Origin of the sequence: Rhizobium sp. SG_E_25_P2, from assembly GCF_029892285.1 — a bacterium.
In the GTDB taxonomy this organism is placed as follows: domain Bacteria; phylum Pseudomonadota; class Alphaproteobacteria; order Rhizobiales; family Rhizobiaceae; genus Rhizobium_E.
The window spans coordinates 138,908-164,628 of record NZ_JARXVM010000001.1 but is presented as its reverse complement, the minus strand read 5'-3'; the positions used below and the strand labels follow the sequence as shown (position 1 = coordinate 164,628).

At 61.4% G+C, this 25,721-nt stretch carries 22 protein-coding genes and 1 tRNA gene; 10 read left to right on the top strand and 13 right to left on the bottom strand.

Annotated features, from left to right (window positions below; genetic code table 11):
* The first annotated feature begins 63 nt into the window (after positions 1-63).
* Positions 64-564, top strand: coding sequence for a heme-degrading domain-containing protein (locus M2360_RS00735; RefSeq protein ID WP_280772453.1), 501 nt, complete (start codon positions 64-66; stop codon positions 562-564).
* Between the two features lie 21 nt (positions 565-585).
* On the opposite strand, the gene M2360_RS00730 is transcribed toward M2360_RS00735, so the two are convergent.
* Positions 586-1,464 (bottom strand): AraC family transcriptional regulator, encoded by an 879-nt coding sequence (locus tag M2360_RS00730; protein WP_280772452.1) that lies wholly within the window; start codon positions 1,462-1,464, stop codon positions 586-588.
* 138 nt (positions 1,465-1,602) lie between these two features.
* A tRNA-Leu gene (locus tag M2360_RS00725) sits at positions 1,603-1,689 on the bottom strand.
* 315 nt (positions 1,690-2,004) lie between these two features.
* On the opposite strand from M2360_RS00725, the gene M2360_RS00720 reads away from it, so the two are divergent.
* Complete coding sequence (locus M2360_RS00720) at positions 2,005-2,403, top strand: BA14K family protein (RefSeq protein ID WP_280772451.1); 399 nt, start codon at positions 2,005-2,007, stop codon at positions 2,401-2,403.
* 82 nt (positions 2,404-2,485) lie between these two features.
* On the opposite strand, the gene M2360_RS00715 is transcribed toward M2360_RS00720, so the two are convergent.
* Positions 2,486-2,776: a SelT/SelW/SelH family protein gene (locus tag M2360_RS00715; protein ID WP_280772450.1), complete on the bottom strand. Its 291-nt coding sequence runs from the start codon at positions 2,774-2,776 to the stop codon at positions 2,486-2,488.
* Positions 2,777-2,859: 83 nt separating this feature from the next.
* On the opposite strand from M2360_RS00715, the gene M2360_RS00710 reads away from it, so the two are divergent.
* Positions 2,860-3,570 (top strand): sulfate transporter family protein, encoded by a 711-nt coding sequence (locus M2360_RS00710; protein WP_280772449.1) that lies wholly within the window; start codon positions 2,860-2,862, stop codon positions 3,568-3,570.
* Between the two features lie 5 nt (positions 3,571-3,575).
* On the opposite strand, the gene nth is transcribed toward M2360_RS00710, so the two are convergent.
* Positions 3,576-4,328 (bottom strand): endonuclease III, encoded by a 753-nt coding sequence (gene nth / locus M2360_RS00705; RefSeq protein WP_280772448.1) that lies wholly within the window; start codon positions 4,326-4,328, stop codon positions 3,576-3,578.
* A gap of 20 nt (positions 4,329-4,348) precedes the next feature.
* On the opposite strand from nth, the gene M2360_RS00700 reads away from it, so the two are divergent.
* Together M2360_RS00700 and M2360_RS00695 are read left to right on the top strand one after the other, a co-directional pair.
* Entirely contained in the window at positions 4,349-4,852 is a 504-nt protein-coding gene (locus M2360_RS00700) for a DUF2244 domain-containing protein (protein WP_280772447.1), read from the top strand.
* A 71-nt stretch (positions 4,853-4,923) separates the two neighbouring features.
* The gene (locus M2360_RS00695) at positions 4,924-5,808 is read left to right on the top strand and encodes a bifunctional helix-turn-helix domain-containing protein/methylated-DNA--[protein]-cysteine S-methyltransferase (protein WP_280772446.1); all 885 of its coding nucleotides are present in this window, start codon (positions 4,924-4,926) and stop codon (positions 5,806-5,808) included.
* Here M2360_RS00695 and M2360_RS00690 read toward each other — a convergent pair whose 3' ends face one another.
* The 6 genes from M2360_RS00690 to M2360_RS00665 all read right to left on the bottom strand — a co-directional run bounded on the left by M2360_RS00690 (position 5,809) and on the right by M2360_RS00665 (position 11,507).
* Positions 5,809-6,678, bottom strand: a complete 870-nt coding sequence (locus tag M2360_RS00690; protein WP_280772445.1) for an aldose 1-epimerase family protein — start codon at positions 6,676-6,678, stop codon at positions 5,809-5,811.
* Positions 6,679-6,738: 60 nt separating this feature from the next.
* Positions 6,739-7,374: a 2,3-bisphosphoglycerate-dependent phosphoglycerate mutase gene (locus M2360_RS00685; protein WP_280772444.1), complete on the bottom strand. Its 636-nt coding sequence runs from the start codon at positions 7,372-7,374 to the stop codon at positions 6,739-6,741.
* Positions 7,375-7,401: 27 nt separating this feature from the next.
* Positions 7,402-8,229, bottom strand: a complete 828-nt coding sequence (gene dapB, locus M2360_RS00680; protein ID WP_280772443.1) for a 4-hydroxy-tetrahydrodipicolinate reductase — start codon at positions 8,227-8,229, stop codon at positions 7,402-7,404.
* Positions 8,229-9,959, bottom strand: a complete 1,731-nt coding sequence (locus M2360_RS00675) for an ABC transporter ATP-binding protein (RefSeq protein ID WP_280773052.1) — start codon at positions 9,957-9,959, stop codon at positions 8,229-8,231. The genes dapB and M2360_RS00675 overlap by 1 nt, the downstream gene beginning before the upstream one ends.
* A 129-nt stretch (positions 9,960-10,088) precedes the next feature.
* Complete coding sequence (locus M2360_RS00670) at positions 10,089-11,105, bottom strand: glucokinase (protein ID WP_280772442.1); 1,017 nt, start codon at positions 11,103-11,105, stop codon at positions 10,089-10,091.
* Positions 11,106-11,123: 18 nt separating this feature from the next.
* Positions 11,124-11,507, bottom strand: coding sequence for a methylglyoxal synthase (locus tag M2360_RS00665; protein WP_280772441.1), 384 nt, complete (start codon positions 11,505-11,507; stop codon positions 11,124-11,126).
* Positions 11,508-11,685: 178 nt separating this feature from the next.
* Between M2360_RS00665 and M2360_RS00660 the strand changes: the two genes are divergently transcribed.
* The 4 genes from M2360_RS00660 to dnaJ all read left to right on the top strand — a co-directional run bounded on the left by M2360_RS00660 (position 11,686) and on the right by dnaJ (position 18,955).
* Complete coding sequence (locus M2360_RS00660) at positions 11,686-13,071, top strand: dipeptidase (protein WP_280772440.1); 1,386 nt, start codon at positions 11,686-11,688, stop codon at positions 13,069-13,071.
* 170 nt (positions 13,072-13,241) lie between these two features.
* Positions 13,242-15,500: a transglycosylase domain-containing protein gene (locus M2360_RS00655; protein ID WP_280772439.1), complete on the top strand. Its 2,259-nt coding sequence runs from the start codon at positions 13,242-13,244 to the stop codon at positions 15,498-15,500.
* A gap of 270 nt (positions 15,501-15,770) precedes the next feature.
* Positions 15,771-17,678 (top strand): molecular chaperone DnaK, encoded by a 1,908-nt coding sequence (dnaK, locus tag M2360_RS00650; RefSeq protein ID WP_280772438.1) that lies wholly within the window; start codon positions 15,771-15,773, stop codon positions 17,676-17,678.
* A 131-nt stretch (positions 17,679-17,809) separates the two neighbouring features.
* The gene (gene dnaJ, locus M2360_RS00645) at positions 17,810-18,955 is read left to right on the top strand and encodes a molecular chaperone DnaJ (RefSeq protein WP_280772437.1); all 1,146 of its coding nucleotides are present in this window, start codon (positions 17,810-17,812) and stop codon (positions 18,953-18,955) included.
* 51 nt (positions 18,956-19,006) lie between these two features.
* On the opposite strand, the gene M2360_RS00640 is transcribed toward dnaJ, so the two are convergent.
* Positions 19,007-22,312, bottom strand: a complete 3,306-nt coding sequence (locus M2360_RS00640) for a polysaccharide biosynthesis C-terminal domain-containing protein (protein ID WP_280772436.1) — start codon at positions 22,310-22,312, stop codon at positions 19,007-19,009.
* A 162-nt stretch (positions 22,313-22,474) separates the two neighbouring features.
* On the opposite strand from M2360_RS00640, the gene M2360_RS00635 reads away from it, so the two are divergent.
* The gene (locus M2360_RS00635; protein ID WP_280772435.1) at positions 22,475-23,476 is read left to right on the top strand and encodes a glycosyltransferase; all 1,002 of its coding nucleotides are present in this window, start codon (positions 22,475-22,477) and stop codon (positions 23,474-23,476) included.
* 1 nt (position 23,477) lies between these two features.
* Here the strand turns inward: M2360_RS00635 and M2360_RS00630 are convergent, their stop codons facing one another.
* Together M2360_RS00630 and M2360_RS00625 are read right to left on the bottom strand one after the other, a co-directional pair.
* Entirely contained in the window at positions 23,478-24,629 is a 1,152-nt protein-coding gene (locus tag M2360_RS00630; RefSeq protein ID WP_280773051.1) for a glycosyltransferase family 4 protein, read from the bottom strand.
* Positions 24,630-24,637: 8 nt separating this feature from the next.
* On the bottom strand, positions 24,638-25,684 hold the full coding sequence (locus M2360_RS00625) for a glycoside hydrolase family 5 protein (protein ID WP_280772434.1): 1,047 nt from the start codon (positions 25,682-25,684) through the stop codon (positions 24,638-24,640).
* Between the last annotated feature and the right edge of the window lie 37 nt (positions 25,685-25,721).

Here is a 25,721-nt window from a genome sequence, read left to right as displayed (position 1 = left end):
AATTTGGAAACAGTCGTAAAGGGCGTCGCGTTATCATCGTCGGACGTCGTTGTGGAGGATCGCATGAGCAAGACCAATGACGCCGGCGCAGACCTGATTGAAACCTTGAAGCGACAGGAGAAACTGGCTGTCTTCCAGCATTTCAACGAGGACCAGGCTTTCGACCTGGGCTCCATGACCATGGCGATCGCAAGGGGCCAGCATGCTCCTGTTGTCGTCGATATCCGCACGCCCAATCGCATCCTGTTTCACGCAGCGCTGCAGGGGTCTGCGGCGGACAATGACGAATGGGTGAGGCGCAAGAGCAATATCACGCTGCGCTTCAGCCAATCCTCGTTGCTCTATGGTCAATTGCTGGCTGAGAAGCAGCGCAGCGTCGGACCGGAAATCGGTCTGGACCTCAAGGATTATGCAGCCCATGGCGGCAGTTTTCCCATTCGCTTTGCAGCCGGGGGGCTTGTCGTCGCCGCGCTTACCGTGTCGGGCTTGCCGCAACGTGACGATCACCGCATGGCGGTGGAGGCGATTGCGGCCTATCTGAAGGTCGATCTGCCGCAGGTTTGAGGACGAACAGTGGACGAACAGTCATAGGTTGCGGCGATATTCGCCGGGAGTCATCCGGGTGTCTTCGCGAAACACCTTGATGAACTGTTGCACGCTGCCGAAGCCTACGGCGGCGGCCACTTCCGAAAGACCGAGCCGCGGGCCTGCCAGGAGCAGCTTGGCTTTGGCAAGCCGTCGGCTGGTGACGAATTTGACGGGCGAAACGCCGAAAGCGGATTTGAACGAGCGCGAGAAGTGAAAGCGGCTCAACCGCACCAGACCGGCCAGTCGATCCAGCGATACGTCTTCGGCCAGGTGAGCGTCGATATATTCGGTCAGCATCTTCATCTGCAGGCGGTTGAGGCCGCCACGCCGGAAGGTGACATGCCGGGTCTCCTCGACCATGAATTCCGCGATTTCAAGAGCGGCCAGCAGACCCAGCGTCTCAAGATACAGGTTTGATCCGCCTTCGACGAGTTGTCGCTCTATCTTGCGCATCGTCGAGGCCAGGCGCTCGTCTTCGAAATAGACCTGCGGCTTGAAGGCGTTTTCCGAAAAGTCGCGTTCCAATTCCTCGCTGACGAGGCCGGGATCGAAATTGACGATGGTGAAACTATTTTTGCGGCCCACCGGCGCTGCCCAACCCGTCAGGGAATGGCCGGCTGGAATGTAGGTCATCTTGTTCCGTAAATCGCGGCCTACGATCGGCTCCATGCCATCCACATGCATTTCGCCTCGATCCAAGACGAGATCATGGGCCGCAAAATAATGGGTCGCGCCGTTCCATGCGAACTCATACTCAGCCGGAAGAGCCAGGCTGGCGTGCTGCAGCGTGAAGCCGCGCCAATTGACCACCCGTTCGAAGTCCGGGCTTGTTTCAGGCTCTCGGAAATCGAGATCTAGAATGTTTGCATCTTGCATGTCACGGCTCTCCCGTGGCGAGGGTGATCAGAGTATCTTGCGCGAAACGTGCCGTCGCGCAAGGTAAATGACAGTGCGCGAAAGCAAAAAGCCCGCCTTTCGGCGGGCTTTTTTAACCTATTGAAAATAGGTGAGAAATGGTGCCCAGAAGAGGACTCGAACCTCCACTCCCTTTCGGGAACCAGCACCTGAAGCTGGCGCGTCTACCAATTCCGCCATCTGGGCGACGAGGGAGCAATTAGCCGCGTGACTGTTTTGTGTCAACAGCCAATTTCAAGAAATCTGCGGGCCAAAACGCAGACCGGCGCAAAGCGCCGAGATTTCCAGACTTCCGCCGTTCGAAAAAAAATCACAGTTGGATGATCTGGAGCAAAGCCTAATATTCGACGTGGTGATATAAGGAACCCGACCGCCCACAATTGTGTTGCAAAAGGCTGGTTGCGGGCTGAATATCGACGCATACAAAATAAAAGACGCGATGAAACGTCTAGCGCAAGGGACACTTGAAGCGAAACGCTTCCCAATGTGAGAGGAAATGAAATGGCACAATTGCGCAACATTGTAATCGCCGGCGTCCTTGCGCTGGCTGCGGTCGCGCCGGTAACGGTGGCGGAAGCTCAACCATCCATGCAGCCGTTGAAGCTTGAAAAGAGCACCGATGTCACACAGGCCCGCGTCGTCTGCAACCGCTGGCGATGCAAGCGCGTCTGGCGTCCAGGCCCTCGCGTCGTCATTCGGCCGGGCTACTATCACCGCCCGCGCACGGTTTATGTGCAGCCGCGCGTGATCATCCGCCCCGCCCCGCGCGTCGTGGTGCGTTCGGGTTATAACGCTCATGTGCGGTGGTGCCTAAACCGGTATCAGTCCTACAATCCGGCGACGAACCGTTTCCTGGCCTATGACGGCTATTACAAGGTCTGCCGCTCGCCCTATCGCTGAGCGGTTCAGAACTGGAAGGCAGTTAGAGCGGCGTGTCGAACGCCGCTCTCATCATGCCGGCTATCTACACTGACTGAACAGCTCAGGTCTTGTCGACGCGATCGACATGGCCGAGATCGCGTTCCGGTTCGATGATGTCCCGAATCCGCTGCTTGAGGTCCTTCGGACCCGGAAAGCCGCCGTCGCGCTTGCGCTCCCAGACGAGTTCGCCGTCGATACGAATCTCGAAATTGCCGCCTGTGCCCGGAATGAGCGCCACTTCGCCGAGACTTTGGCCGAAGGTCTGGAGCAATTCCTGCGCCATCCAGCCGGCGCGAAGCAGCCAGTTGCATTGGGTGCAGTAGAGAATGGTGATGCGCGGTTTTTCGGTCATGGCGTCGTGATACCATCCACTTGGGCCCTTGCAAAGCGGTCCCGCTGCGCCGACATCAGCCGAAACAAGACTGGAGACGCTTGATGATACTCACTGCCGCCAGCCGCGCACTGGCTGATCTTTTCGCGCCGGAAGTTCGCGGCGTGTTCTGGAAGGTGCTGGGACTGACGCTTCTGGCGCTTGCCGCCCTCTGGCTGGGTCTGCGTGAAATCTTCATGGATGTGATCATGCCCTGGGTCACGCCCTATCTGCCCGATCTGCCGGCCTGGGCGGGGTGGCTGACCTTTATCGCCGGCCTCTTCGCGGCTCTCGGTCTTGCCGCTGCGCTCGCCATGCTCATTGCGCCGATCAGCGCGATCGTCGCGGGTTTCTTCCTGGATGACGCCGCGGAAATCATCGAAAAACGCGATTATCCCAACGAAGCGCCGGGCGTGGCCCTGCCGCTCGGACAGTCGATTTGGTCGTCGGTGCAATTCTTCCTGGTGGTTCTCGCGGCCAATATCCTGGCGCTGTTCCTGCTGCTCGTGCCCGGCGTCAATCTGGTCATCTTTTTCGTGGTCAACGGCTATCTGATCGGACGCGAATATTTCGAATTCGCCGCCTCCCGCCATCTCGGCGTCGAAGGCGCGCGCCAGTTCCGCAGGAACAATCGCGGCGCGGTGATGCTGGCTGGCCTCATGGTCGCCCTGTTCCTGTTCATCCCCATCCTCAATCTGCTGACGCCGCTGTTTGCCGCCGCCACGATGATTCATCTGCACAAGTCGCTCAGGGCCACATCGCCTGTGGTCCGCTGATTGCCTCAAAACACTTGCGGCGGCAGCTCCACGAGAGGGGCTGGTACATCCCAGATTTTCTCGGGCGATTTGCAGATGTCGGCGATTACGCATTTCTCGCATTCGGGCTTGCGCGCCTTGCAGCAATAGCGGCCATGCAGGATCAGCCAGTGATGGGCGTGAAACAGGTGGTGATCGGGAATGATCGACAGGAATTTTTCTTCCACCTCGTCAGGCGTCTTGCCCGGCGCGATTTTCAGCCGGTTGCCGATTCGGAATATATGCGTGTCTACAGCCAGTGAGGGAATTCCGAAGGCCATGGACAGCACGACATTGGCCGTCTTGCGGCCAACGCCCGGCAGGGTTACCAGTTCGTCGCGCGTGCGCGGCACCTGTCCGCCGAAATCGTCGATGAGCTTCTGCGAGAGCGCGATGACGTTTTTGGCCTTGTTGCGATAAAGTCCGATCGTCTTGATGGCGTCGCGCAGGCGCTCCTCGCCGAAATCCAGCATCTTCTCGGGCGTGTCGACCAGCGGGAACAGCGGGCGCGTGGCGCGGTTGACGCCCACGTCCGTCGCCTGGGCCGAAAGCGCCACGGCCACCAGCAGCGTAAAGGCATTGGTGTGATAGAGCTCGCCCTTGGGCTCCGGCCGCTGCACGGAAAAGCGCCGGAAGATCTCTTCGATCTCCTCAGGCGCATAGGGACATCGAAATTTCTTCGCGCGCACGGGCTTTTTTGTCGCTGGCTTGGCGGCGGCGGTCGTCTTGCTGTTTGTCATAATTGCCCTATAGTTTCCCCATGACTGTAGCCACTGTGGAAAGCGGGTTCAACGGGGAGCCGGCGGTGTTCACCGCCGAGCTAAGGCCACATCGTTCTCTCGGTCGGGTCGGGTTTCGTGTGCTGATGGGCGTGTCCGTCGCGGTCACCCTGATCAACGTGGTGTTCTTCCTCGCGACAAATGCGTTGCCGGTCGCTATGTTTTTCGGTCTGGACCTCGCGCTTCTCTACGGCGCCTTCTGGCTGAACTATCGGGCGGCGCGGGCGAAGGAACTCGTACGACTGAGCCGAAACCATCTCGACATCCAGAAGGTCTCTCCGGCGGGGCTCGTGCGCAAGAGCCAGTATAATCCCTTCTGGGCGCGCTTTGATGTGGCGCGGCATGAGGAGTTCGGCATTACCGACATGGCGGTGGTCGAGCGCAACCGACGCACGACGCTCGGCACGTTCCTGGGGCCTGAGGAGCGCGAAAATTTCGCCAAGGCCTTCACGGCTGCGTTGGCCGATATCAAGCGGCGCGTCTGAAACAGACTTTCGGAAATCGGGTGGCGGCGGTCCGACCATCGTGTCACAACGATGCGAGAGAGGATGACGCCATGACAATTGCCCCGCATTTCGATTCCGCCCGCGCCATTGACGTGACTCCAGAGGGAGATGATTACACGACCGTGTGCAGCGTCATCGCCCATCTCACGGACCATTATCGCAGCCAACCGACGCTTGAAGATATCGGCCGCGCCATCGGCAGGGATCCGCAGGAACTGCAGAAGACCTTCACACGCTGGGCGGGTCTGTCGCCCAAAGCCTTCCTGCAGGCCGTGACGCTGGATCACGCCAAGCGTCTCCTGGGACGCGAGCGCCTGCCGCTTCTGGAGGCGTCGTTGGAGCTTGGACTGTCGGGACCAGGTCGTCTGCACGATCTCTTCGTCACCCATGAGGCCATGTCGCCGGGCGAGTGGAAGACGCAAGGGCAGGGCCTCGAGATCCGCTACGGCTTCTTTGCGTCCCAGTTCGGTCGGACGCTGTTGATGGCGACAGATCGTGGCTTATGTGGTCTCGGCTTTTCAGATGCCTCAGGCGACGAGGCGGCGCTTCTGGACATGACGCAGCGCTGGCCGGAGGCCGAATTTATCGCTGACCAGGCGGCGCTGGCTCCCTATGCCGCCCGCATTTTCGATCCGGCGCGCTGGCGCGCCGAGGAACCGCTGCGCGTTATTCTCATCGGCACGGATTTCCAGGTGCGGGTCTGGGAGCAGTTGCTGGATATCCCGCTCGGCGGTCTCTCGACCTATTCCGATATCGCCTGCAAGATCGGCGCGCCCAAAGCGTCGCGCGCCGTTGGCGCCGCCGTCGGACGCAACCCCGTCTCCTTCGTGGTGCCCTGCCATCGCGCCATCGGCAAATCCGGCGCGCTCACCGGCTATCATTGGGGATTGACCCGCAAACGCGCCATGCTGGGCTGGGAAGCCGCCCAGCTCTGATCAGAGCGGGAATTCGACGCTGAAAGCGAATCGCGCCGAGCCGCCGGGCTCGAGCGTCATCGTATAGGGCCGCGTTTCCAGCGCTTCGCTATCGCCGACCACAGGCGCGGTGCCATGCCAGGGCTCGACGCAGAGGAAGGGCGCGCCGGGCTTGGTCCAGAGCGCCAGATTGGGCAGGTTTTCGAAGCGGAATCTGAGGGTCGGTCCGCCCTCGGCGGCATAGGTCAGCACATCGCCCGCGCCTTCGGGAAACACCAGCGCATCGTCGGCAAACAGCGCGTGATCGAGCACGAGATGGCCGCCCTTGAAAGGCGAGGGGAAGAGGCCTGATTTGCGCAGCCCGCCTTCGAGCGTCGAAAGCCCCGGCTCGGCAGCATTTTCCAAGCTCACCATATGCGGCTTGCCATCCGCGCCCGGCAGCGGCCAGGCGAAGGCGGGGTGATAGCCGAAACCGAAAGGCATGGGCTCGGCGCCGAGATTGTCGACGACGCTCTCCACGGTCAGCACATGGCCCTCAAGCGCATGGGTGAGCGATAGCCGGAAGTCGAATGGGTACACGGCGCGGGTGGCGTCGCTTGCCGTCAGTTCGTAGCGGCAGGCCGTCTCCGTTGCCTCCGCAAGCGTAAATTCGCTGCGACGGGCGAAGCCATGTTGGCCCATCTCGTAGGGTTGGCCATCTATGGTCACGCGGTTGTCGATGGCCTTGCCGACGATCGGGAAGAGGATCGGGGAGCGGCCGGTCCAGAAGGCGGCGTCGCCGTTCCAAAGCCATGAGCGGCCATCGCGCGAGGTCACGCTCTGCAACTCCGCGCCGAGCGACGACACTTCAATAGCAAGCGCATGGTTTTCGATGCGGGTCATGCTCGTCATGGCGGTCTTCCTCGGGGCTGCTGGAAAAAGAAAAGGCGGGCCGAAGCCCGCCTTGAAACCTCAGTGCGCGCCGGACATATCGCCCAGCACATCCTTGGATTTGACGGTCGAATCCGCGTTCAGCTTGTAGACCATCGGCACGCCGGTGGCGAGGTTCACGCCGAGGATCTTCTCGCGGTCGAGACGGTCGAGCACCATCAACAGCGAGCGCAGCGAATTGCCATGCGCGGCCACCAGCACCGTCTTGCCGGAAAGCACCTGCGGCAGAATGTCGGTCATGTAATAGGGCCAGACGCGCGCGCCGGTGTCCTTCAGGCTTTCGCCGCCCGGAGGAGGAACGTCATAAGAGCGGCGCCAGATATGCACCTGCTCCTCGCCCCATTTGGCGCGGGCGTCGTCCTTGTTGAGGCCGGAGAGATCGCCATAGTCGCGCTCGTTGAGCGCTTGGTCCTTGATCGTCTCGAGGTCGCTCTGGCCGACGCAGTCCAGAATGATCTGGCAGGTGCGTTGGGCGCGCGTCAGCGCCGAAGTGTAGGCGATGTCGAACTTGATGCCGGTGGCGGCCAGCGCTTCACCGCCAGCCGTGGCTTCGCTGACGCCGAGTTCGGTCAGGTCTGGGTCGCGCCAGCCGGTGAAAAGGTTCTTCAGGTTCCATTCGCTCTGGCCGTGACGGACGAGCACCAAAGTTCCGCTCATGGGATTCCTCTCTTCTATGCTTATGGTTTAATCCAGCCCGAGCACGTCGAGCATGTCGTAAAGTCCGGGCTTCTGGTCATAGGCCCATTCGGCGGCTTTCAGCGCACCCTTTGCGAACAGCGAACGGTCGCTGGCGCGGTGCGACAGCGTGACCATTTCAGAATCGCTCGCCAGGATGACGGAGTGATCGCCGATGACCCCGCCGCCGCGCAGCGTGGCGAAGCCGATCGATCCGGCCTCGCGCGGGCCGGTATGGCCGTCGCGCACCTTCACCGCATTGGCGAGCAGGTCGATGTTCCGGCCCTTGGCAGCTTCGGCGCCAAGCAGCAGGGCGGTGCCCGAGGGCGCGTCGACCTTCTTATTATGGTGCATTTCCAGCACCTCGATATCCCAGTCGGCGGCGGCCAGCGCGGCGGCGGCGCGGCGCACGAGAACGCCCAGCAGATTGACGCCGAGGCTCATATTGCCGGATTTGACGATGCGGGCGTGGCGGCTCGCGGCGCGGATTTTTTCGTCATCCTCTTCCGAGCAGCCGGTCGTGCCGATGACATGCACAATGCGCGCCTGCGCGGCGAGCGCTGCAAATTCGATCGTCGAGGCCGGCGTGGTGAAATCGATGACGGCATGCGCATCGAGAAAGGCCTTGAGCGGATCATTGGTCACGGGCACGCCGATCGGGCCGATGCCGGCGATCTCGCCCGCGTCCTTGCCGGTGGCGCTGGAGCCTTCGCGCTCGATTGCGGCATGCAGCTTGAGGCCCGGCGTCGACTGCACGGCGCGGATGATCGTCTGCCCCATCCGACCGGCGGCGCCCGCCACCACGACCAGCTTCATATTCGTATTCGTGTCCGCCATCATTCTATCCTTGCCGCCTTGCGCGGCTCGTCTTTTCTCACCTGCAGCTGGTTGAGGCGAGCGTAAAGACCGCCATCTTCCTTCGCAAGCATTTCATGCGTTCCTTGTTCGACGACCCGTCCATCTTCCATGACGATGATCTTGTCGGCGCCGGCGATTGTCGACAGCCGATGGGCGATCACCACCACGGTGCGGCCCTTCATGGCGTTGTCGAAGGCTTTCTGGACGGCGGCCTCGGATTCGTTGTCGAGCGCCGAGGTCGCCTCGTCGAGAAGCAGGATCGGCGCGTTCCTGACCAGCGCACGCGCGATCGACAGGCGCTGGCGTTGGCCGCCCGAGAGATTGGCGCCGTTTTCGCCGACCGGCGTGTCATAGCCCTTCGGCAGCGCGCAGATGAAATCATGCGCGTAAGCGAGCCGTGCGGCGTCTTCGACTTCCGCGTCGGTGGCGTCCGGTCGTCCATAGCGGATATTGTCGCGAATCGTGCCTTCGAATAACAGCGCCGCCTGGGAGACGTAAGCAAGCTTTTCGCGTAGCGACTGCTTGGTCACGAAACGCAGATCCTGCCCGTCGATCAGGACGCGCCCTGTGCGCGGATCGTAAAAGCGCGGGATGAGGGCAATGATCGTGGACTTACCGGCGCCCGAGGGCCCGGCGAAGGCGGTGGTCCGACCGCCCTCGGCGGTGAAGGAGACGTCGTGCAGAATCTCTTCTTCCCCGTAGCCGAAAACAACATGTTCGAATTCAATCCGGCCCTCGGTGACAACAAGCGGTTTGGCGTCGGGTTCTTCCTGCATGGGAACCGATGTGTCCAGGATGTCATAGATCATCTTGGCGTTCACATAGGCGCGTTCCAGCTGCACCTGAACCCGGATCAGCCGTCGCGCTGGATCATAGGCGAGCAGAAGCGAGGTTATGAAGGCGATGAAGGCGCCCGGCAACTGCCCCTGATAGATCGACTGATAGGCGGCATAGCCAATCACCAGCGCCACCGCCGCGCCGGCGAAGGAATCTGTGAGCGGAGATGTTCGTTCCGACAGGCGCGCAATGCGGTTGCTGCGTTTTTCGGCCGCTTCGATCAGGTGATAGACGCGGTCGCGCAACTGGTCTTCCATGGTGAAGGCCTTGACGATCGCCAGTCCCTGGATCGTTTCCTGCATGGCGCCGATCACATGCGCGTTGAACTCGACGGCTTCCTTGGACGCCACCCTGAGCTTCTTGGCGATGGCGCGCATGGCGAGAAACAGCGGAGGGGCGGCCACGAAGAACACCAGCGACAGCAGCGGATCTTTGGAGATCATCACGCCGACCAGCGCCACGAAGGTCAGCGCGTCGCGAGCTATGGAGGTGATGGTGAGGTTTAGCGTGTCGCGGATTCCGTTGACATTCTGCGCCACCGTGGCCGACAGGCGTGAAGAACGGGAGTCGGAAAAATAGCCGAGATCGAGCGCCATCATATGGCTGAACAGACGCTTCTGATAGCGCGCCACGATCGCATTGCCGATCTTCTGCAGCGCCACCGCCTGTCCATAGGAGGCGAGCCCTTTCAGCGCGAAGGCCAGGAAGATTGCCAGGCAGATGATCCAGACGAGATCCGCCCGCTTGTTCTCGAAGGTCTCGTTGATCACCGATTCCATGATCCAGGCGGTGAACGCCGTGGACGCGGCGACAGCAACGAGACAACTGATCGCAAAGGCGTAGCCGCCGACATGATCGCGCGCATTTTCCATGAAGACACGCTTGATCACCGGAAAGATCTTCGCCCTGTCCACCGTTTGGCTCGACTTTTTTTCGCTCAACGCTTTTTGTCCTCGCCTGATGCGAAAGCGGCTATAACCCCGGTGCGGGCGCTTGAACAGTCATTTCCGCCAGCGCCGGCCGTCGGTCGACACGCCGAAGCGTTCGGGGGCGCGGGCATAGGCCGAAAGACCGGCGAGCGCGGCGAGCGGATGTGTGACCACATAGGTCGGGATCGAGCCCAGCAGCGCCTGATGTGGCGCCTTGTCCTCGAAAGCGGCGCGGAATTCAGGCTTTTGCAGCGCCGGCAGGATCTTCTGCGAAATGCCGCCGGAGAGATAGACGCCGCCGCGCGCCATGAAGATCATCGCCATGTCGCCCGCCACGCGGCCGAGATAGGTCACGAATAGCGACAGCGCTTCAGTCGCCGCCTTGTTGTCGCCAGCGAGGCCATGGGTGGAAATGTCGGCGGGGTCGGTGAAGATCGGCTCCTGTCCATCAGCGATGCAGATGGCGCGATAGAGATTGACGAGGCCGCGGCCGCACAGGATCTGCTCGGCCGAGATCCGGCCATCGAGCTCTTCCACATGCGGAAAGATCTTGTAGTCGCGTTCGCTGCGCGGTCCGAGATCGATATGGCCGCCTTCGCCGGGCACCGGGATCCAGGCGTCCAGCGCATGCACGAGCCCGCCGACGCCCAAACCGGTGCCGGGACCCAACACCACCTTGGAATGGCCAGAAAGCGGTTCGCCCGGTCCGAGCTTGACCTGATCATCTTCGCCAAGCGTGGACACCGCCAGCGCTTGCGCCTCGAAATCATTGACCACCATGACATCGACAAAACCGAGGTCGGCGATCATGGCCATGGGGCGGACGACCCAGGGGCAGTTGGTCAACGGAATTTCATCACCATTGATCGGGCCGGCGATGGCGAGAATGGCCGAACGCGGCGCGGCGGTGGCTTGCGGCAGCACGCCTTCACGGATCGCGTCGTCGATCGTTTCATAATGGGCGGTTTGCAGGATCGGGAACACCTGCGGTTCGGCGGCGGCGTCCGTCAGCAGCATGAAGCGCGCATTCGTGCCGCCGATATCCCCGACCAGAATAGGGAAGGGGAAATGTTCGTCTTGTCTCGCCATGAAATGTCCGCCTGGAATTTATGTCTTGTCGAAGCAGGTGATCAGAAGCTCTGCCGTGGCGCGGTTCAGCGCCATCGGTATGTCATAGACGGTCGCGAGCCGTGTCAAGGCTTTGACATCAACGTCGTGCGGCAGGGGCGTCAACGGGTCGGTGAAGAACAGCAGCATCTCGACCTTGCCCTCGGCGATCAGCGCGCCGATCTGCTGGTCGCCGCCAAGGGGACCGCTTTTGAGGCGCTGGACCGCAAGCGTCGGACATGCGTCGAGGATGCGGCCTCCCGTGGTGCCCGTCGCCACGATGTCATATCGCTGGAGTTCAGCCTGATGAACCCTGGCGAAATCCGCCATGTCGTCTTTTTTCTGGTCATGCGCGATGAGCGCAATGGTCTTCCGAACCGTCATCGGCGTCTCCCTGTCCGAGCCTGAGCCTATATCGGATTTAACCAGGACTTCAAAAAGGAATTTCAATCGATTTGAGGATGGGCGCCGCGCGATCGACGAAAATTTCGGAAGCGAGGGCGAAAACGCCGGACGGATCGGCTAAACAGGGCAAATCAGTTTCCGACCAGCGAGGATCGCCATGAGCATGATCGACACCGTCCTGTCCAAAGCCGACGCCAATCTTGAGTCCAGCCTCGAGAAAATGTTCGCTCTGTGCCGCATCAAGTCGATCTCCACCGATCCGGCCTATAAGGAAGAGTGTGCCGCCGCCGCCCAATGGTTGGTCGATGATCTCAAGGCGCTGGGCTTCGAAGCGTCCGTGCGCGCCACACCCGGCCACCCGATGGTCGTCGCGCATCACGTCGGCGCGCGTGAGGATGCTCCTCATGTGTTGTTTTACGGCCATTACGACGTCCAGCCTGTCGATCCCGTCAATCTCTGGGAGACCGATCCTTTCCAGCCTCAGATTCGCGAGCTTAACGGTCGCAAGGTGATCTCAGGCCGTGGAACTTCCGACGACAAGGGCCAGCTCCTGACCTTCGTGGAAGCATGCCGCGCTTACAAGGAGGCGCATGGCGCGCTGCCGGTGAAGGTCACGATCCTGTTCGAAGGCGAAGAAGAGTCGGGCTCACCGTCGCTCAAGCCGTTCCTCGAAGCCAACGCCGCTGAACTTAAGGCGGATTTCGCGCTCGTCTGCGACACCAATATGTGGGACAGCGAAACGCCGGCCATCTCGGCCGGCCTGCGCGGCCTTGTCGGCGAAGAGGTTATGGTCAAGGCGGCCGATCGCGATCTGCATTCGGGCTATTTCGGCGGCGCAGCCGCCAATCCGATCCATATCCTCGCCGACATCCTCGCCGGATTGCATGACGATACCGGCACGGTCACTCTCCCGGGCTTCTATGAAGGCGTCGAGGAGACTCCTGATCACGTCAAGGCGATGTGGGAAACCTTGGGCATGACGTCCGACAAGTTCCTGGGCGAAATCGGCCTGTCCGTTCCCTCTGGCGAAAAGGGCCGCAGCGTCATGGAGCTGACTTGGGCCCGGCCAACAGCGGAAGTGAACGGCATCACCGGCGGCTATACCGGCGAAGGCTTCAAGACGGTCATCGCCGCCCAGGCCTCTGCGAAAGTCTCCTTCCGCCTGGTCGGCAAGCAGGACCCGGACAAGATCCGCGAGAGCTTCCGCGCCTATGTGCAGTCGAAGATCCCGGCCGATTGCTCGGTCGAATTCCATCCGCATGGCGGCTCGCCGGCTATCCAGCTTCCCTATGATTCGCCTATGCTGAACAAGGCGCGCGAGGCGCTGACGGAGGAATGGGAAAAGCCCGCCGTGATGATCGGCATGGGCGGCTCCATCCCGATCGTCGGTGATTTCCAGCGCATGCTGGGCATGGAATCGCTGCTGGCCGGCTTCGGCCTGTCGGACGACCGCATCCATTCACCAAACGAGAAATACGAGCTGCGCTCCTTCCACAAGGGCATCCGCTCCTGGATCCGGATCATGGCGGCGCTCGGCGCCTGAGCGGATCTGCATCATCTTGAAACGCCGCCGCCGCGATCGCCAGGTCGGGGCCGCGGCATGCATTTGACGGCAAAGCTCTCGCTGGGCGCGACAGTTAACGACCCGTTAAATCGCCACATTTAAAGTTCAGGCCGTCGGCAACGAGACGGGCAAGCGAAACATCGGGTCTGATGGCGGGAAAATCCAGAAACGGCACACGAATCGAACCTTCTTTCGAGGGCGGCCCACGCGCGCGTCGCGATGACGATCTGCGCGCCGATCCCCGGGAGAAAGGCGGACGAGCGCCGGTCAAGAAGCGGACCAAGGCTGTTCGCGGACGTTCCCGCGCAACCGGCGGCGGTTTCTTCGGCCTGATCCGCCGGGCGATCTATTGGTCGCTGGTTCTCTGCCTCTGGGGCGGCATCGCCGCGGCCGGCGTGCTGATGTATTACGGCTCGCGCATGCCGAACGCGGAAGGCTGGGCGATGCCGGATCGACCGCCCAATATCAAGATCGTCGACGTTAATGGCGAACTTCTCGCCAATCGCGGCTCGACGGGCGGCGAGGCGATCCCGCTCGAAGCCATGTCGCCCTATATTCCCGAAGCGGTGATCGCCATTGAGGACAGGCGCTTTTATTCGCATTTCGGGTTTGATCCCATCGGCTTCTCACGCGCCATGGCCCGCAACATCATGGCCGGACGCATGGTGCAGGGCGGCTCCACCATCACCCAGCAGCTTGCCAAGAACATGTTCCTGACGCCGGATCGGACCTTGGAGCGCAAGGTGCAGGAAGTGCTGCTCGCCTTCTGGCTTGAGAGCAAATACACCAAGGATCAGATCCTCGCGATGTATCTCAATCGCGTGTTCTTCGGATCCAATTCCTACGGCGTCGAAGCCGCCTCGCGTCGATATTTCAACAAGTCCGCCCGCGATGTGAATCTTACGGAGGCGGCCATCCTCGCAGCCCTTCTCAAGGCGCCGTCGGCTTTGTCTCCCGCCAAAAATCCCAAGGGCGCCATGGATCGCGCCAGGCTGGTGCTCGCCGCGATGGAAGAGCAAGGTTATATCAGCGCCGACGACATGAAGATGGCGACAAGCCAGCAACCGCCCAAGGCCAAGAGCTACTGGTCCGGCGCCGAGCATTACGCCGCCGATATGGTGATGGACGAGTTGCCCGGACTGATCGGCGAGGTCAAGGAAGACGTCATCGTCGACACCACGCTCGACCGCACGCTGGAGCGCGCTGCCGAAAAAGCGGTTCAAGAGGCTTTGTCGAAGGACGGAAAACGCCTCGGCGTCACGCAGGGGGCGCTGGTGTCCATCGACGGCGCCGGCGCCATTCGCGCCGTGGTCGGCGGTCGCGATTACGCAAAGAGCCAGTTCAACCGCGCCTTCAAGGCCAAGCGGCAGCCAGGCTCCGCTTTCAAGCCCTTCGTTTACGCGGCCGCGCTGGAGCAGGGATTGACGCCAGCTTCGGTTCGCAATGATGCGCCCGTTCGCATCGGTAAATGGACGCCGGAAAACTACGACAACAAGTATCGCGGTCCGGTGACGCTTGCGAATGCGCTCGCCAATTCGCTGAACACCATCGCCGCCCAACTGGTGATGGAGGCCGGACCGAACAATGTCGTCAAGTTCGCGCACCGCCTGGGCATCGAATCCGACATCCAGGACAATGCGTCGATCGCGCTCGGCACGTCGGAAGTGTCGCTGGTCGAGCTGACCGCCTCCTATGCTCCGTTCATGAATGGCGGATACAAGGCGTCGCCGCATCTCATTCGTCGCATCACCACGGCCTCGGGCAAGGTGCTCTATGAGAACAAATACGAGACGCCGCCGAAGGTGCTATCGCCCAAGATCGCCGCCGAGATGAATATGATGATGGCGGGCGTCATCACCAAGGGCACGGGCAAAAAGGCGAAACTCCCTGGCTGGCAGGCGGCAGGCAAGACCGGTACGACGCAATCATTCCGCGACGCCCTTTTCGTCGGCTACACGTCCAATCTGGCCACCGGCGTCTGGTTCGGCAATGACGACGGCGCCTCAATGAAAAAAGTCACCGGCGGCGGGCTTCCGGCCGAGGTCTGGAGCCAGTTCATGACGGCAGCGCATCAAGGGCTCAAGCCCGAGCCCTTGCCGGGGATCGGGGCGGGGTCATCCGATCTCATCGCGTCGACTGGCAATGATGAGCAGCGGCGAGACAGCCTGTTCGACATGATCAGCCACGCGCTGGGCGGCGCCGATACCGAACAGGGCCAACCCGCGCGCCGGCAGTCCGTTGACGAACAGCAGGGGCTGCCCACCCAGGACATCGAACAGGTGATCCGCCAGGAAGGACAGAACGAAGATCCCGGGCTGACGCCGCCCATGGATGTGGGTGAAAATTCCGGACAGCAGCCGCAACGCAAGGCCAACTCGACCTTGCTCGATGTGATCATGCAACAATAATTCGTCGGATGCTTGCCGACCCAGCAAAAGCTTCGCGCAAGCTCTACGGAGGAGCTTGTCGAAAAGCCGCGATTTTCTGGCTTCTTTGCTGGAAAATTGGTTTCGGACGCCTGCGCGGACGCCTTGCACAGGCAAAAATGCCTCCTTATATACCCCGCATACAAAGAGCTTCGGCTCTGAAAAAATCGCAAATGTACCCATCCAAACGGGGGTTGCGAGGGAACGCCGCCTGAAGGGTCCCTGCAGCCTGCTACAAGGAGAGAAGTGAAAATGGCAAAAGTTATCGGTATCGACCTCGGAACCACCAATTCCTGCGTCGCCATCATGGATGGCAAGGACGCCAAGGTGATCGAAAACTCCGAAGGCGCCCGCACCACCCCGTCGATGGTGGCCTTCACGGAAGAAGGCGAGCGTCTCGTCGGCCAGCCGGCCAAGCGTCAGGCGGTCACCAATCCTGAAAACACCGTGTTCGCCGTCAAGCGCCTGATTGGCCGCCGTCATGACGATCCCACCGTGGAAAAGGACAAGGGCCTCGTTCCCTACAAGATCATCAAGGCCGGCAATGGCGACGCATGGGTCGAAAGCCGCGGCACGGGCTATTCGCCTTCGCAGGTCTCCGCCATGATCCTTCAGAAGATGAAGGAAACCGCTGAAGCTTATCTCGGCGAGAAGGTCGAAAAGGCCGTCATCACGGTTCCCGCCTACTTCAACGACGCCCAGCGCCAGGCCACCAAGGACGCTGGCAAGATCGCCGGTCTCGAAGTGCTGCGCATCATCAACGAGCCGACGGCAGCCGCGCTCGCTTACGGCCTCGACAAGAATGAAGGCAAGACCATCGCCGTCTACGACTTGGGCGGCGGCACCTTCGATATCTCGGTTCTCGAAATCGGCGACGGCGTCTTTGAAGTGAAGTCGACCAACGGCGACACCTTCCTCGGCGGTGAAGACTTCGACATGCGTCTGGTCGAATATCTCGCAAACGAGTTCAAGAAGGAACAGGGCATCGAGCTGAAGAATGACAAGCTCGCTCTGCAGCGCCTCAAGGAAGCCGCTGAAAAGGCCAAGATCGAACTGTCGTCCTCGCAGCAGACCGAAATCAACCTGCCGTTCATCACGGCGGACGCCACCGGTCCGAAGCATCTGACGATGAAGCTGACCCGCGCCAAGTTCGAAAGCCTGGTGGACGATCTCGTGCAGCGCACCGTCGCCCCTTGCAAGGCAGCCCTGAAGGACGCCGGTGTCACCGCCGCCGAAATCGATGAAGTCGTGCTCGTCGGCGGCATGAGCCGCATGCCGAAGGTGCAGGAAATCGTCAAGCAGCTGTTCGGCAAGGAGCCCCACAAGGGCGTCAATCCTGACGAAGTCGTGGCCATGGGCGCGGCCATCCAGGCCGGCGTTCTCCAGGGCGACGTCAAGGACGTTCTCCTGCTCGACGTGACCCCGCTGTCGCTCGGCATTGAAACCCTCGGCGGCGTGTTTACCCGTCTGATCGATCGCAACACCACGATCCCGACCAAGAAGGGCCAGGTGTTCTCGACCGCCGAAGACGGCCAGCAGGCCGTGACCATCCGGGTCTATCAGGGCGAACGCGAAATGGCCGCTGACAACAAGATGCTCGGCCAGTTCGACCTGGTCGGCATTCCGCCGGCGCCGCGCGGCGTGCCGCAGATCGAAGTCACTTTCGACATCGACGCCAACGGCATCGTGCAGGTTTCGGCCAAGGACAAGGGCACCGGCAAGGAACACCAGATCCGCATCCAGGCGTCTGGCGGTCTCTCCGACGCCGACATCGAGAAGATGGTCAAGGACGCCGAGGCCAATGCCGAAGCCGACAAGAAGCGTCGTGACGGCGTCGAGGCGAAGAACCAGGCCGAAAGCCTTGTGCATTCGACCGAAAAGTCGCTCAAGGATTATGGCGACAAGGTCACCGAAGCTGATCGCGGCGCCATCCAGGCCGCCATCGAAGCGCTGAAGTCGTCGATCGAAGGCGCCGATATCGATGCCGAAGACGTCAAGGCCAAGACCCAGAACCTTCTGGAAGTGTCCATGAAGCTCGGCCAGGCGATGTATGAAGCCCAGCAGGCTGAAGGCGGCGCCGACGGCGCCGAGAAGGACGACGACGGCATTGTCGACGCGGATTACGAGGATGTCAGCGACGACAAGAAGAAGTCGGCCTGAACCTGAAACATGGCCTGCAAGCCCCGCTTGCAGGCCTCTTCAAATCCGCCATCCGCATGCCGCCAGATGACGGCGCGTGGATGGTTGCCTCATTCCACGTGTAGGTGCGCTGCGGCGCATGGTTTTCAAACATGGCAAAAGCTGATTTTTACGAGACGCTCGGCGTGAGCAAGACAGCGGACGAGAAGGAACTGAAAAGCGCCTTCCGCAAGCTCGCGATGAAGTGGCATCCCGACAAAAATCCGGGCGATGCTGCCGCCGAAAAGAAATTCAAGGAAATCAACGAAGCATACGAGACGCTCAAGGATCCGCAAAAGCGGTCAGCCTATGATCGCTTCGGCCACGCGGCCTTCGAGCAAGGAGGCGGCGCAGGTCCGGGTTTCGGCGCCGGCGCCGGCGCGGGCGGCTTTTCCGACATCTTCGAAGACATTTTCGGCGAGATGATGGGCGGTGGACGCCGTCGTGGCGGTGGCGGCGCTCAGGGCCGTGAGCGCGGCGACGATCTGCGCTACAATATGGAAATCTCGCTTGAGGAAGCGTTTGCTGGCAAGGTGGCGCAGATCCGCGTGCCGACCTCGATCACCTGCGATGTCTGCACCGGCACAGGCGCCAAGCCCGGCACCAAGCCGACCACCTGCGGCACCTGTCACGGTTCCGGCCGCGTGCGCGCGACCCAGGGGTTCTTCTCGATCGAACGCACCTGCCCGACCTGTCACGGCCGCGGCCAGACCATCAGCGATCCCTGCACCAAGTGCCACGGCCAGGGCCGCGTCACGGAAGAGCGGTCGCTGCAGGTCAATATCCCGGCCGGTATCGAAGACGGCACCCGCATTCGCCTGCAGGGCGAGGGCGAGGCCGGCCTGCGCGGCGGCCCCGCTGGCGATCTCTACATCTTCATGTCGGTCAAGCCGCATTCCTTCTACAAGCGCGATGGCGCCGATCTCTACTGCATGGTGACCATCCCGATGGCGACGGCTGCACTTGGCGGCAAGTTCGAGATCTCGACGCTCGACGGCACCAAGTCGCGCGTGACCGTGCCCGAGGGCACGCCGACCGGCAAACAATTCCGCCTGAAGGCCAAGGGTATGCCGGTATTGCGTTCGCACCAGATCGGCGATCTCTATGTGCAGATCGTGGTCGAAACGCCGCAGAAACTGACCAAGCGCCAGCGCGAACTCCTTGAGGAATTCCAAAAGATCTCGTCGAAGGAGAACAATCCGGAATCAACAGGCTTCTTCGCCAAGATGAAAGACTTCTTCGATACGCTGAGCGACTGATCGCAGGAACGAGACATGGTGATACGGCGGGCTATTTCAGTCCGCCGTTTTTCATTTCTGGACGCTGTAGAGCTTCACGAGTTCCGCAAGCTCGGCCATGGCGTGATCCTTGGCGGCCTGCGGAGTCAGATTGTGATCTGCGTCCGGGATGATCACCAGTTTCACATTCGGGAAAGGCGCGAGCTTTTCGCCGGTTTCGCCGAAGTGACGGCGCAAAGCCTCTATGCCGACATCCCCAGAACTATAAGCGAGCCGTACAGCGGTCTCGCGCAGGGCATAGGTTCTGAACATCTCCATCGTCTCATGATGCACCGGGCCGGCGGAATCGATGAAACGCAACACTGGTTTCAGTTTCGCCAGCATGCGCCGATAAAGCGCCAGCGAAATGTTGAGTATGGCCGCCGGCACATCGATCTCACCCTTCAGCAGGCGTTTGAATGTGCCCAACTGTGCGAGACGCTGGCCATAGTCGTCGAGGCTGCGTGGAACGAAGGTGAGCGCGCCGTCCACCGGTTTTGTTGGATCCCAATAGAATATATAGGGGTTGATGGCCATGAAGGCGCTGACCCGCGGATCTGCGGAGGCTGTCCTTAGCGCCGCATAGCCGCCACTGCATCGTCCGAACAGGATCAAAGGCCCCGGTTCGAGGCGGTTTTCCAGGAGATCGATCGCCTGGCGCGCATCGGTGATCTGATCGGGTGAATAGAGAACTTGTGGCGCAGCTCCGGCGGCAGGCGGGCTGTCGCCGACATTTGCGGCGTCATAGCGGAGAGAGGCGACCCCGACTCTGGCGAGGTCCCGGGCCAGATCTGTTCCGCTACGACCCCAGCCCGAAGCGCGGTCATAGGCGGTGGTCAGGATCAACACGCGCAGCCCGGATTGGTCGGCTCTGGGCGTGCAGATTGTCCCATGCAGATGATCTCCGTCGCCGAAGCGCACGCCCGTCTCGATATAGTCGTCCGCCTCGATCGCCTCGTTAGCCGCCGGACGCGAACTGCGCGCCGGCGACGGCGCGGTTTTGCCGAGGACCCAGTCGACGATGCGGGAGGTCGCCTCAAGCGGCATCACTTGAATGGTCGGATTGGCCATTAACGTTTCATAGCCGGTGAATGGCTCAACATCGACGGACGCGCCTTGCTCGCGCAGTGCATCGGCCAGTTGCGCTTCGGCGCCGGATGACGGCTTGGCGAGCAGCAGATAATGCGGGGCCGCGGCCTGTGCCGAAACACCGAGGTTCATTTTCTTCAACGCGGCGACGATCGCCTCAGGCAAGCGGAAGCCGGCGATGTTGACCGTGGTTTTGTCCCTCTGGTCCTCCCTGAGCCCTAACGCCTGATCCACCGCGTTCGACATGAGCGCGACTTCCCGGAGATAGAGACGACCGCTCAGCATCGGCGCGAGCATCACCACCGCGCCGATCTCGCCAAGCCGGGCGGCGAGATGTTGCCCGAGCGCGGCGCCGGGGCCTTGGCCGATCAGGATGATGCGGTCGAGACCCGTCAACACTCGCAGCTTTTCCGCCGCCGCGATGACCGCGGCCTCCCAGGCCTCCAAGCCTTCATTGTCGTTCAGGTCGCGTGAATCGCCGGCGCCCGGAAAATCGAAGCGGAGACTAGGCAGGCCTGTTTGAGAGAGCTCTTCGGCGAGGATGCGGTAGAACTTTCGGCTGCACAGCTCTTCGAAGCCCCAGGGAGACAAGAGGAGAATGGCGGCGTCTCGTCGCTCCACGCCATCGGCTTCCGGAAGATAGAGCCCAGCATTTCCGTTGAAGGCGACGGCATGGCCTGCTTGGCGGCCGGCCCCGTAGGCTTCCGCGCGGAGACTTGGCGCGGCGGCTGTCGCATCCAAGGTGCGCGGCGCGATCCAGCGGACGATTTTCCCAGCCGCCTTTCCCGCCTTTCCAGGTGCGCGGCCGGCGAGCGCGCGCAGCATAGCGCCGTCCTCCGGCGGGATCGCACGGGTCCATTTGAGCGCGACCGGATAGACGACGACGCCGATGGCGATGGCGAGCACGAGACCCAAAAGGCCTGGCACAAGATCGGAAACAAAGAAGGCGGCAGCCCCCACCAGCGCCGCCGCCGCCGTCACCTTGGCGAGCACGCCATAGAGGTCATTCAGGTTTTTGCCGAAGCCGGTCATGCGGATCATCGCCATGCACATCAGGGTGAAGGCTATGAGCCGAGCGATGGCTGCGCCTTCGCCCCCAAAGCTCGGCACAGCGATAAAACAGCCGACGACGATCACCATGCTGCCGATCAATCCCGCAAATAGCCGGCTTTTCATCATGTCGAGCGAGAAGAGATATTGTGTCAGGATCTGCATGAGCACATAGGCCGGCGCCGAAAGCGCAATCAGCGCCACCATCGGCCCGGCAGGGGAGAAATCTTCGCCAAACACCGAGGTCACCAGCGGCGTGGCGATTCCCGCCAGCCCGAAACTCATCGGCAGCGTGAGATAGAACAGCGCCCGAATGACCGACGTGAAAACATCGGCGCTCATTTGTCCGCCGTGGCCCGACTGTCGCTGCGCCGCGTAATAGGGCAACAGGCTGCCGGTCAGCTGCACAGGCAGTTGCAGCGCCAGGTTGGCGAGCGACAGGCTGACGGCGTAGAAGCCGACCATTTTCACGTCCCAGAACTGCTGCAGGAACAGGATTTCGATCCGGTTGAGAAAGACCGAGTCGATGACATAGCCTGCTGACAGCGCAAGCGAGGACGACACCAGGAATTTGGCCGGCGTGTCGCAGAAGTCGCGGCGCTCGAACATCAGGGTCAATGTGTAGAGGAACATCACCACCTGACCGGCGGCATAACCCAGGAGCGCCCCTTCGACGCCATAAAACACAGCGCCGCCGAGCACCGTCGCCAACTGCATGATGGAGGCGACGAGGGTGAGCTTGAAATAGGCGCCGAGCCTCTGTTCGCCAATCAGATAATTCTTGGTGAAGGCGCCGATCGATTGCAGCACGAACAGGCCGCCGGTCAGGAGAGCGACTTCTGGCCCCGTGTCGATCCAGTGCAGTTCTTCAGAGCCCAGGAAAATCGCGGCATAAAGCACCGCCAGCACAGCCGTTGACACCAGCGTCGGCGTCAGCAGCAGGGCCGCGAACCCACGCCGCCGCTTTTCGTCATAGCCTTCCACCTTGAGTTTTGGCAGCATGCGCATCAGCAGCACGCCAGTTCCGAGCTCGGCGACCAGCGCGCCGGTGGTGGCGAACCACAGCGAAAAGGCGATCACACCATTGGCTTCGGGACCCAGAAGACGCGCCGCGACAATCGAGCAGGCGAAGCCCGTCACCAGCAGCAGCATGCCCGCCGCGGCATTGACCATCGAGTTCGCCATGATGTTTTTCGACATGCGCCAGTCCTGTATTCGATCTTCGCGCGCGAGATGTATGCCCGAGAGCTAAAATTTTGGTCAATATGCGCGGTATGTCCGTCCGACATGACGCATTTTACCCCATCTTAAACCGGCTGGCTTTAAGTCAGAGTCAAGAAACCCTTAGGAAAAGCGGCGCCCGTGAAGATCGTCCTGCTAGTCACGTCCCCCGGCGATCTCATGTGCGGAGTCGCCGACTATACAGAAAAGCTGGCCCAAGCCTTTGATGATATCGGGGTCGAGGCGATACTCGATCGCCCGGCGAGTTGGAATGCCGGCGAGATCGCGCGTATCCGGCGTGTCCATGGCGGCGCAGACACGGTTCTGCATCTGCAATATCCGTCGCTGACCATGAGCAATTCGCTCGCGCCGGCCATGCTGCCGATTGTGGCGCCCAATATCTATGCGACACTTCACGAGTTCCGGCTCTTTAGCCTGCCGCGCAAGCTGATTTTCGCGCCCTTCGCCTTGCGCGCCCGCGCGCTTGTCTTCTCCAACCCTGCCGAGCGCGACGGTTTCCGCCGCGCTTTCCCTTTTGGCGGCGCCTCTCTCCGGGTGCTGCCCATTGGCAATAACATCCATAAAGTGGATGACGCGGTGGAGCGCCGCGAACGGCTCGTCTATTTCGGCCAGATATCCCGCAACAAGGGCATCGAGATCTTCCTCGATACAATCTCGACATTGAGGAGACAGGGTGCGCCGCTGGAGTGCCGCATGATCGGGGCCATGGTCGAGGGCGATGGCGAATTCCGGGCGATGGTCGAGCGTCGAGCGGCTGAGCTCGATGTTTCTCTCCGCCTCAACATGCCCCCTGATGATGTTTCCAGGGAATTGCTGGCGGCTACGATCGCGCTTTTGCCATTCCCAGACGGGGTCTCCGACAAGCGAGGTTCGGCGCTCGCCTGCCTCGACCATGGCGTCAGCGTGTTGACGACGCAGTCCCAGACCACGCCCGCCTGGCTCAAGCAGACAACCTTGCCCATCACGGATCCCGATGACGCCGCCGCTGCGATAGCCCGGCTTTTGGCCGGAAACGCCGATCGCCATCCGGGGGCCGATGTGCTGGCGCGGGAAATGAAAGCGCGCGACTGGCGCGAAATCGCCCGCGCCCATCTGGCGCTTTACCGCGACACGATGCGCTGAGCTACGATAGCGCGCGGGCGTAGAGATCGAGATAGCGCGCCGCTGTCGCGTCCCAGCCATACGAGGCCGCTTGCGCCATGACGCGCTGGCGCAATACCGTCCCCTCCTGCTCAAGCCTCGTCCATGTCTTGTGGAATTCGTCAGCCGCGATCTCCGGCGCGCTGAAATCGGCGAGACTGATGGTGTCATGACGCCTGGACAGCGCGTCATAGGCCGCATTTGGCTGCAGAACCGGTATGAGACCGGCGCTCATGGCCTCGATGGCGACCAAGCCGAAACCTTCATAGTCAGAGGCGGATGCGAAAAACGAGGCGCGTTCGAGGATCTCCGCCACGCCCTCGTTCGCAAGTCCGATATGGACCCGTGTGGCGGTCGCTACGCCTGAACGAACGGCGAGGTCGCGGATGTCAGCGCCGCTCAAATCCGAATCGACGCCCACGATATCGAGCGTCCAGTCCGGATCGCGCTGTCTGAGAGCCGCGAGCGTCGCTATGAGCCGGTCGATGCGCTTGTTGACTGAAAATCGACCGATGGTCACGATCGACTTCACGGGCAGGATCGAACTGCGCCCGGAGAACTTTTCGAGATCCGCGCCATTCTCGATCAGCGCTATATTGCGTCGCGCGATCGGTGTGAACATCTCGACATCCGAGGCGCTGCAGCCGATCAGGAAGGCGTAGCGGCTCACAGAAAAGCGTGTCAGCGTGTTGAACCAGATCGCCTTGATGGCGGCGAACTTCTTTGTGTGGAAGAAGCCGCCATGCGTCGTGGCGATCAACGGCTTGCGATGAACGAGCTTGGTCATCGCCAGGAAATCGAAAAAAAAGTCGATGGCGTGAACATGCACGAGATCCGCATCGCGGATATGGGAAAGCACCGATGGCGCGACAGGATAGCGGCTCGATCCGCGCCAGGGAATGCGGACAATCTCGATGTCTTCCAGCATCTCACGCGCCGGCAGCTCGCGGCTGGGATCGGAAAACAGCGAGTTCAAGGTGACGACGCGGATGCGATAGCCCGCCTTGACGCCTTGCCGGCACAGGTTGAGCACCACATCCTCAAGACCGCCGCGATTCGGCCAGAATTGGCGCACAACATGCACGATCAATCCGTGATCCTTGGATACGGAAGCAACCGGGATCGGGTCCACCATCGCTTTGTTCACCGGAGCGATGGGCAATGTCTGCCCTCCGCAGAAAAATCCGAAAGCGTCGATGTCATCGCGGCCAGTTGCGGGCGATCGCCATTCTTGGTCGGCTGTATGTTGAGAGGTTCGCTTTCTGGCCACCAGTCGCCGGCGACCCAATAGGTCCAGCCGGTCCAAGCCTCCTTGTCCGCCTCGACCACATCGACCATCGCCTGGAGACCCGCCACGCAGGCCGCATCGCCCGGCGCGCCAAATTCACCGAGGAAACCCCGATACCCATTGCTTTTGAGCCATTTGGTGAAGTCTTTCAGCGCCGTGACCGCATCCTCGACGCGCGAGCAATTGCCCTTCGTGCCTGAAAAATCGTCATCGAGATACTGGTGCACCTCGAATGCGAAGTTTTCGCTCGGATCCTTGTATTTCATCAACGCTACGCCGTTGGGTTCGCCATCGATTTCCTGCATCCAGCTATGGGCGCCGGTCCAGGCGGTGCCAGGCACGAGCACAAGATTTCCGGCCTTCGCCTCAAGCCGAATGGCGAGCGTCGCAGCGTTCGCAGCCTCCACCCATTGCGCCACCGGCATCTTGTTGGGCTCGTTCATCAGACCGAAATAGATGGCGGGGTCGTTGGCGAACAGTTTGGCCAGCTTCGTCCAGAAATCGGCGAAAGCCTGATTGGGAACCTCCGGGGAGCCGATCAGCTTTCCGTGGTAGCGCGCATAGTTGTGGGGATCGAGAATGACGCGCATGCCATGCGACTTGATCAGTTCCACGCTCTCCTTGAGACGCCCCTCTTCGGCCGCGTCGAAGGGCTGCATAAGCTTTGGCTGGAGCCGTTCCCACAGAAATGGCAGGCGCACTGTGTCGAAGCCCTTCGCGGCGAAGTAAGAGACGGTTCGGTCCGATGGCCAGACATAGGCCTTGTTCACCTTGCCGCCGAGTTCGCCGAATTCCGCTCCCGAGAGGTTGATGCCGCGAAAGCAGCCCTTGGCCGCCAGTGCAGAATTCTGAAAGCCGAATGTCGCAGCCAAAGCCAGGGCCGCAAAGCTCATCATGCGCATGCCGGTCGTCCTCTTCCTGTTTGGCCCGCGTCAGCCG

Excerpts from the sequence above, each read along its gene's own strand:
- dnaK (WP_280772438.1), top strand. The coding sequence starts at position 15,771 with ATGGCAAAAGTTATCGGTATCGACCTCGGAACCACCAATTCCTGCGTC.
- M2360_RS00695 (WP_280772446.1), top strand. The coding sequence starts at position 4,924 with ATGACAATTGCCCCGCATTTCGATTCCGCCCGCGCCATTGACGTGACT.
- M2360_RS00630 (WP_280773051.1), bottom strand. The coding sequence starts at position 24,629 with ATGGTGGACCCGATCCCGGTTGCTTCCGTATCCAAGGATCACGGATTG.
- M2360_RS00700 (WP_280772447.1), top strand. The coding sequence starts at position 4,349 with ATGACTGTAGCCACTGTGGAAAGCGGGTTCAACGGGGAGCCGGCGGTG.
- M2360_RS00715 (WP_280772450.1), bottom strand. The coding sequence starts at position 2,776 with ATGACCGAAAAACCGCGCATCACCATTCTCTACTGCACCCAATGCAAC.
- M2360_RS00665 (WP_280772441.1), bottom strand. The coding sequence starts at position 11,507 with ATGACGGTTCGGAAGACCATTGCGCTCATCGCGCATGACCAGAAAAAA.
- nth (WP_280772448.1), bottom strand. The coding sequence starts at position 4,328 with ATGACAAACAGCAAGACGACCGCCGCCGCCAAGCCAGCGACAAAAAAG.
- M2360_RS00660 (WP_280772440.1), top strand. The coding sequence starts at position 11,686 with ATGAGCATGATCGACACCGTCCTGTCCAAAGCCGACGCCAATCTTGAG.
- M2360_RS00730 (WP_280772452.1), bottom strand. The coding sequence starts at position 1,464 with ATGCAAGATGCAAACATTCTAGATCTCGATTTCCGAGAGCCTGAAACA.
- M2360_RS00735 (WP_280772453.1), top strand. The coding sequence starts at position 64 with ATGAGCAAGACCAATGACGCCGGCGCAGACCTGATTGAAACCTTGAAG.
- dapB (WP_280772443.1), bottom strand. The coding sequence starts at position 8,229 with ATGGCGGACACGAATACGAATATGAAGCTGGTCGTGGTGGCGGGCGCC.
- M2360_RS00625 (WP_280772434.1), bottom strand. The coding sequence starts at position 25,684 with ATGCGCATGATGAGCTTTGCGGCCCTGGCTTTGGCTGCGACATTCGGC.
- dnaJ (WP_280772437.1), top strand. The coding sequence starts at position 17,810 with ATGGCAAAAGCTGATTTTTACGAGACGCTCGGCGTGAGCAAGACAGCG.
- M2360_RS00690 (WP_280772445.1), bottom strand. The coding sequence starts at position 6,678 with ATGACGAGCATGACCCGCATCGAAAACCATGCGCTTGCTATTGAAGTG.
- M2360_RS00670 (WP_280772442.1), bottom strand. The coding sequence starts at position 11,105 with ATGGCGAGACAAGACGAACATTTCCCCTTCCCTATTCTGGTCGGGGAT.
- M2360_RS00655 (WP_280772439.1), top strand. The coding sequence starts at position 13,242 with ATGGCGGGAAAATCCAGAAACGGCACACGAATCGAACCTTCTTTCGAG.
- M2360_RS00720 (WP_280772451.1), top strand. The coding sequence starts at position 2,005 with ATGGCACAATTGCGCAACATTGTAATCGCCGGCGTCCTTGCGCTGGCT.
- M2360_RS00675 (WP_280773052.1), bottom strand. The coding sequence starts at position 9,959 with ATGGAAAATGCGCGCGATCATGTCGGCGGCTACGCCTTTGCGATCAGT.
- M2360_RS00685 (WP_280772444.1), bottom strand. The coding sequence starts at position 7,374 with ATGAGCGGAACTTTGGTGCTCGTCCGTCACGGCCAGAGCGAATGGAAC.
- M2360_RS00710 (WP_280772449.1), top strand. The coding sequence starts at position 2,860 with ATGATACTCACTGCCGCCAGCCGCGCACTGGCTGATCTTTTCGCGCCG.
- M2360_RS00640 (WP_280772436.1), bottom strand. The coding sequence starts at position 22,312 with ATGTCGAAAAACATCATGGCGAACTCGATGGTCAATGCCGCGGCGGGC.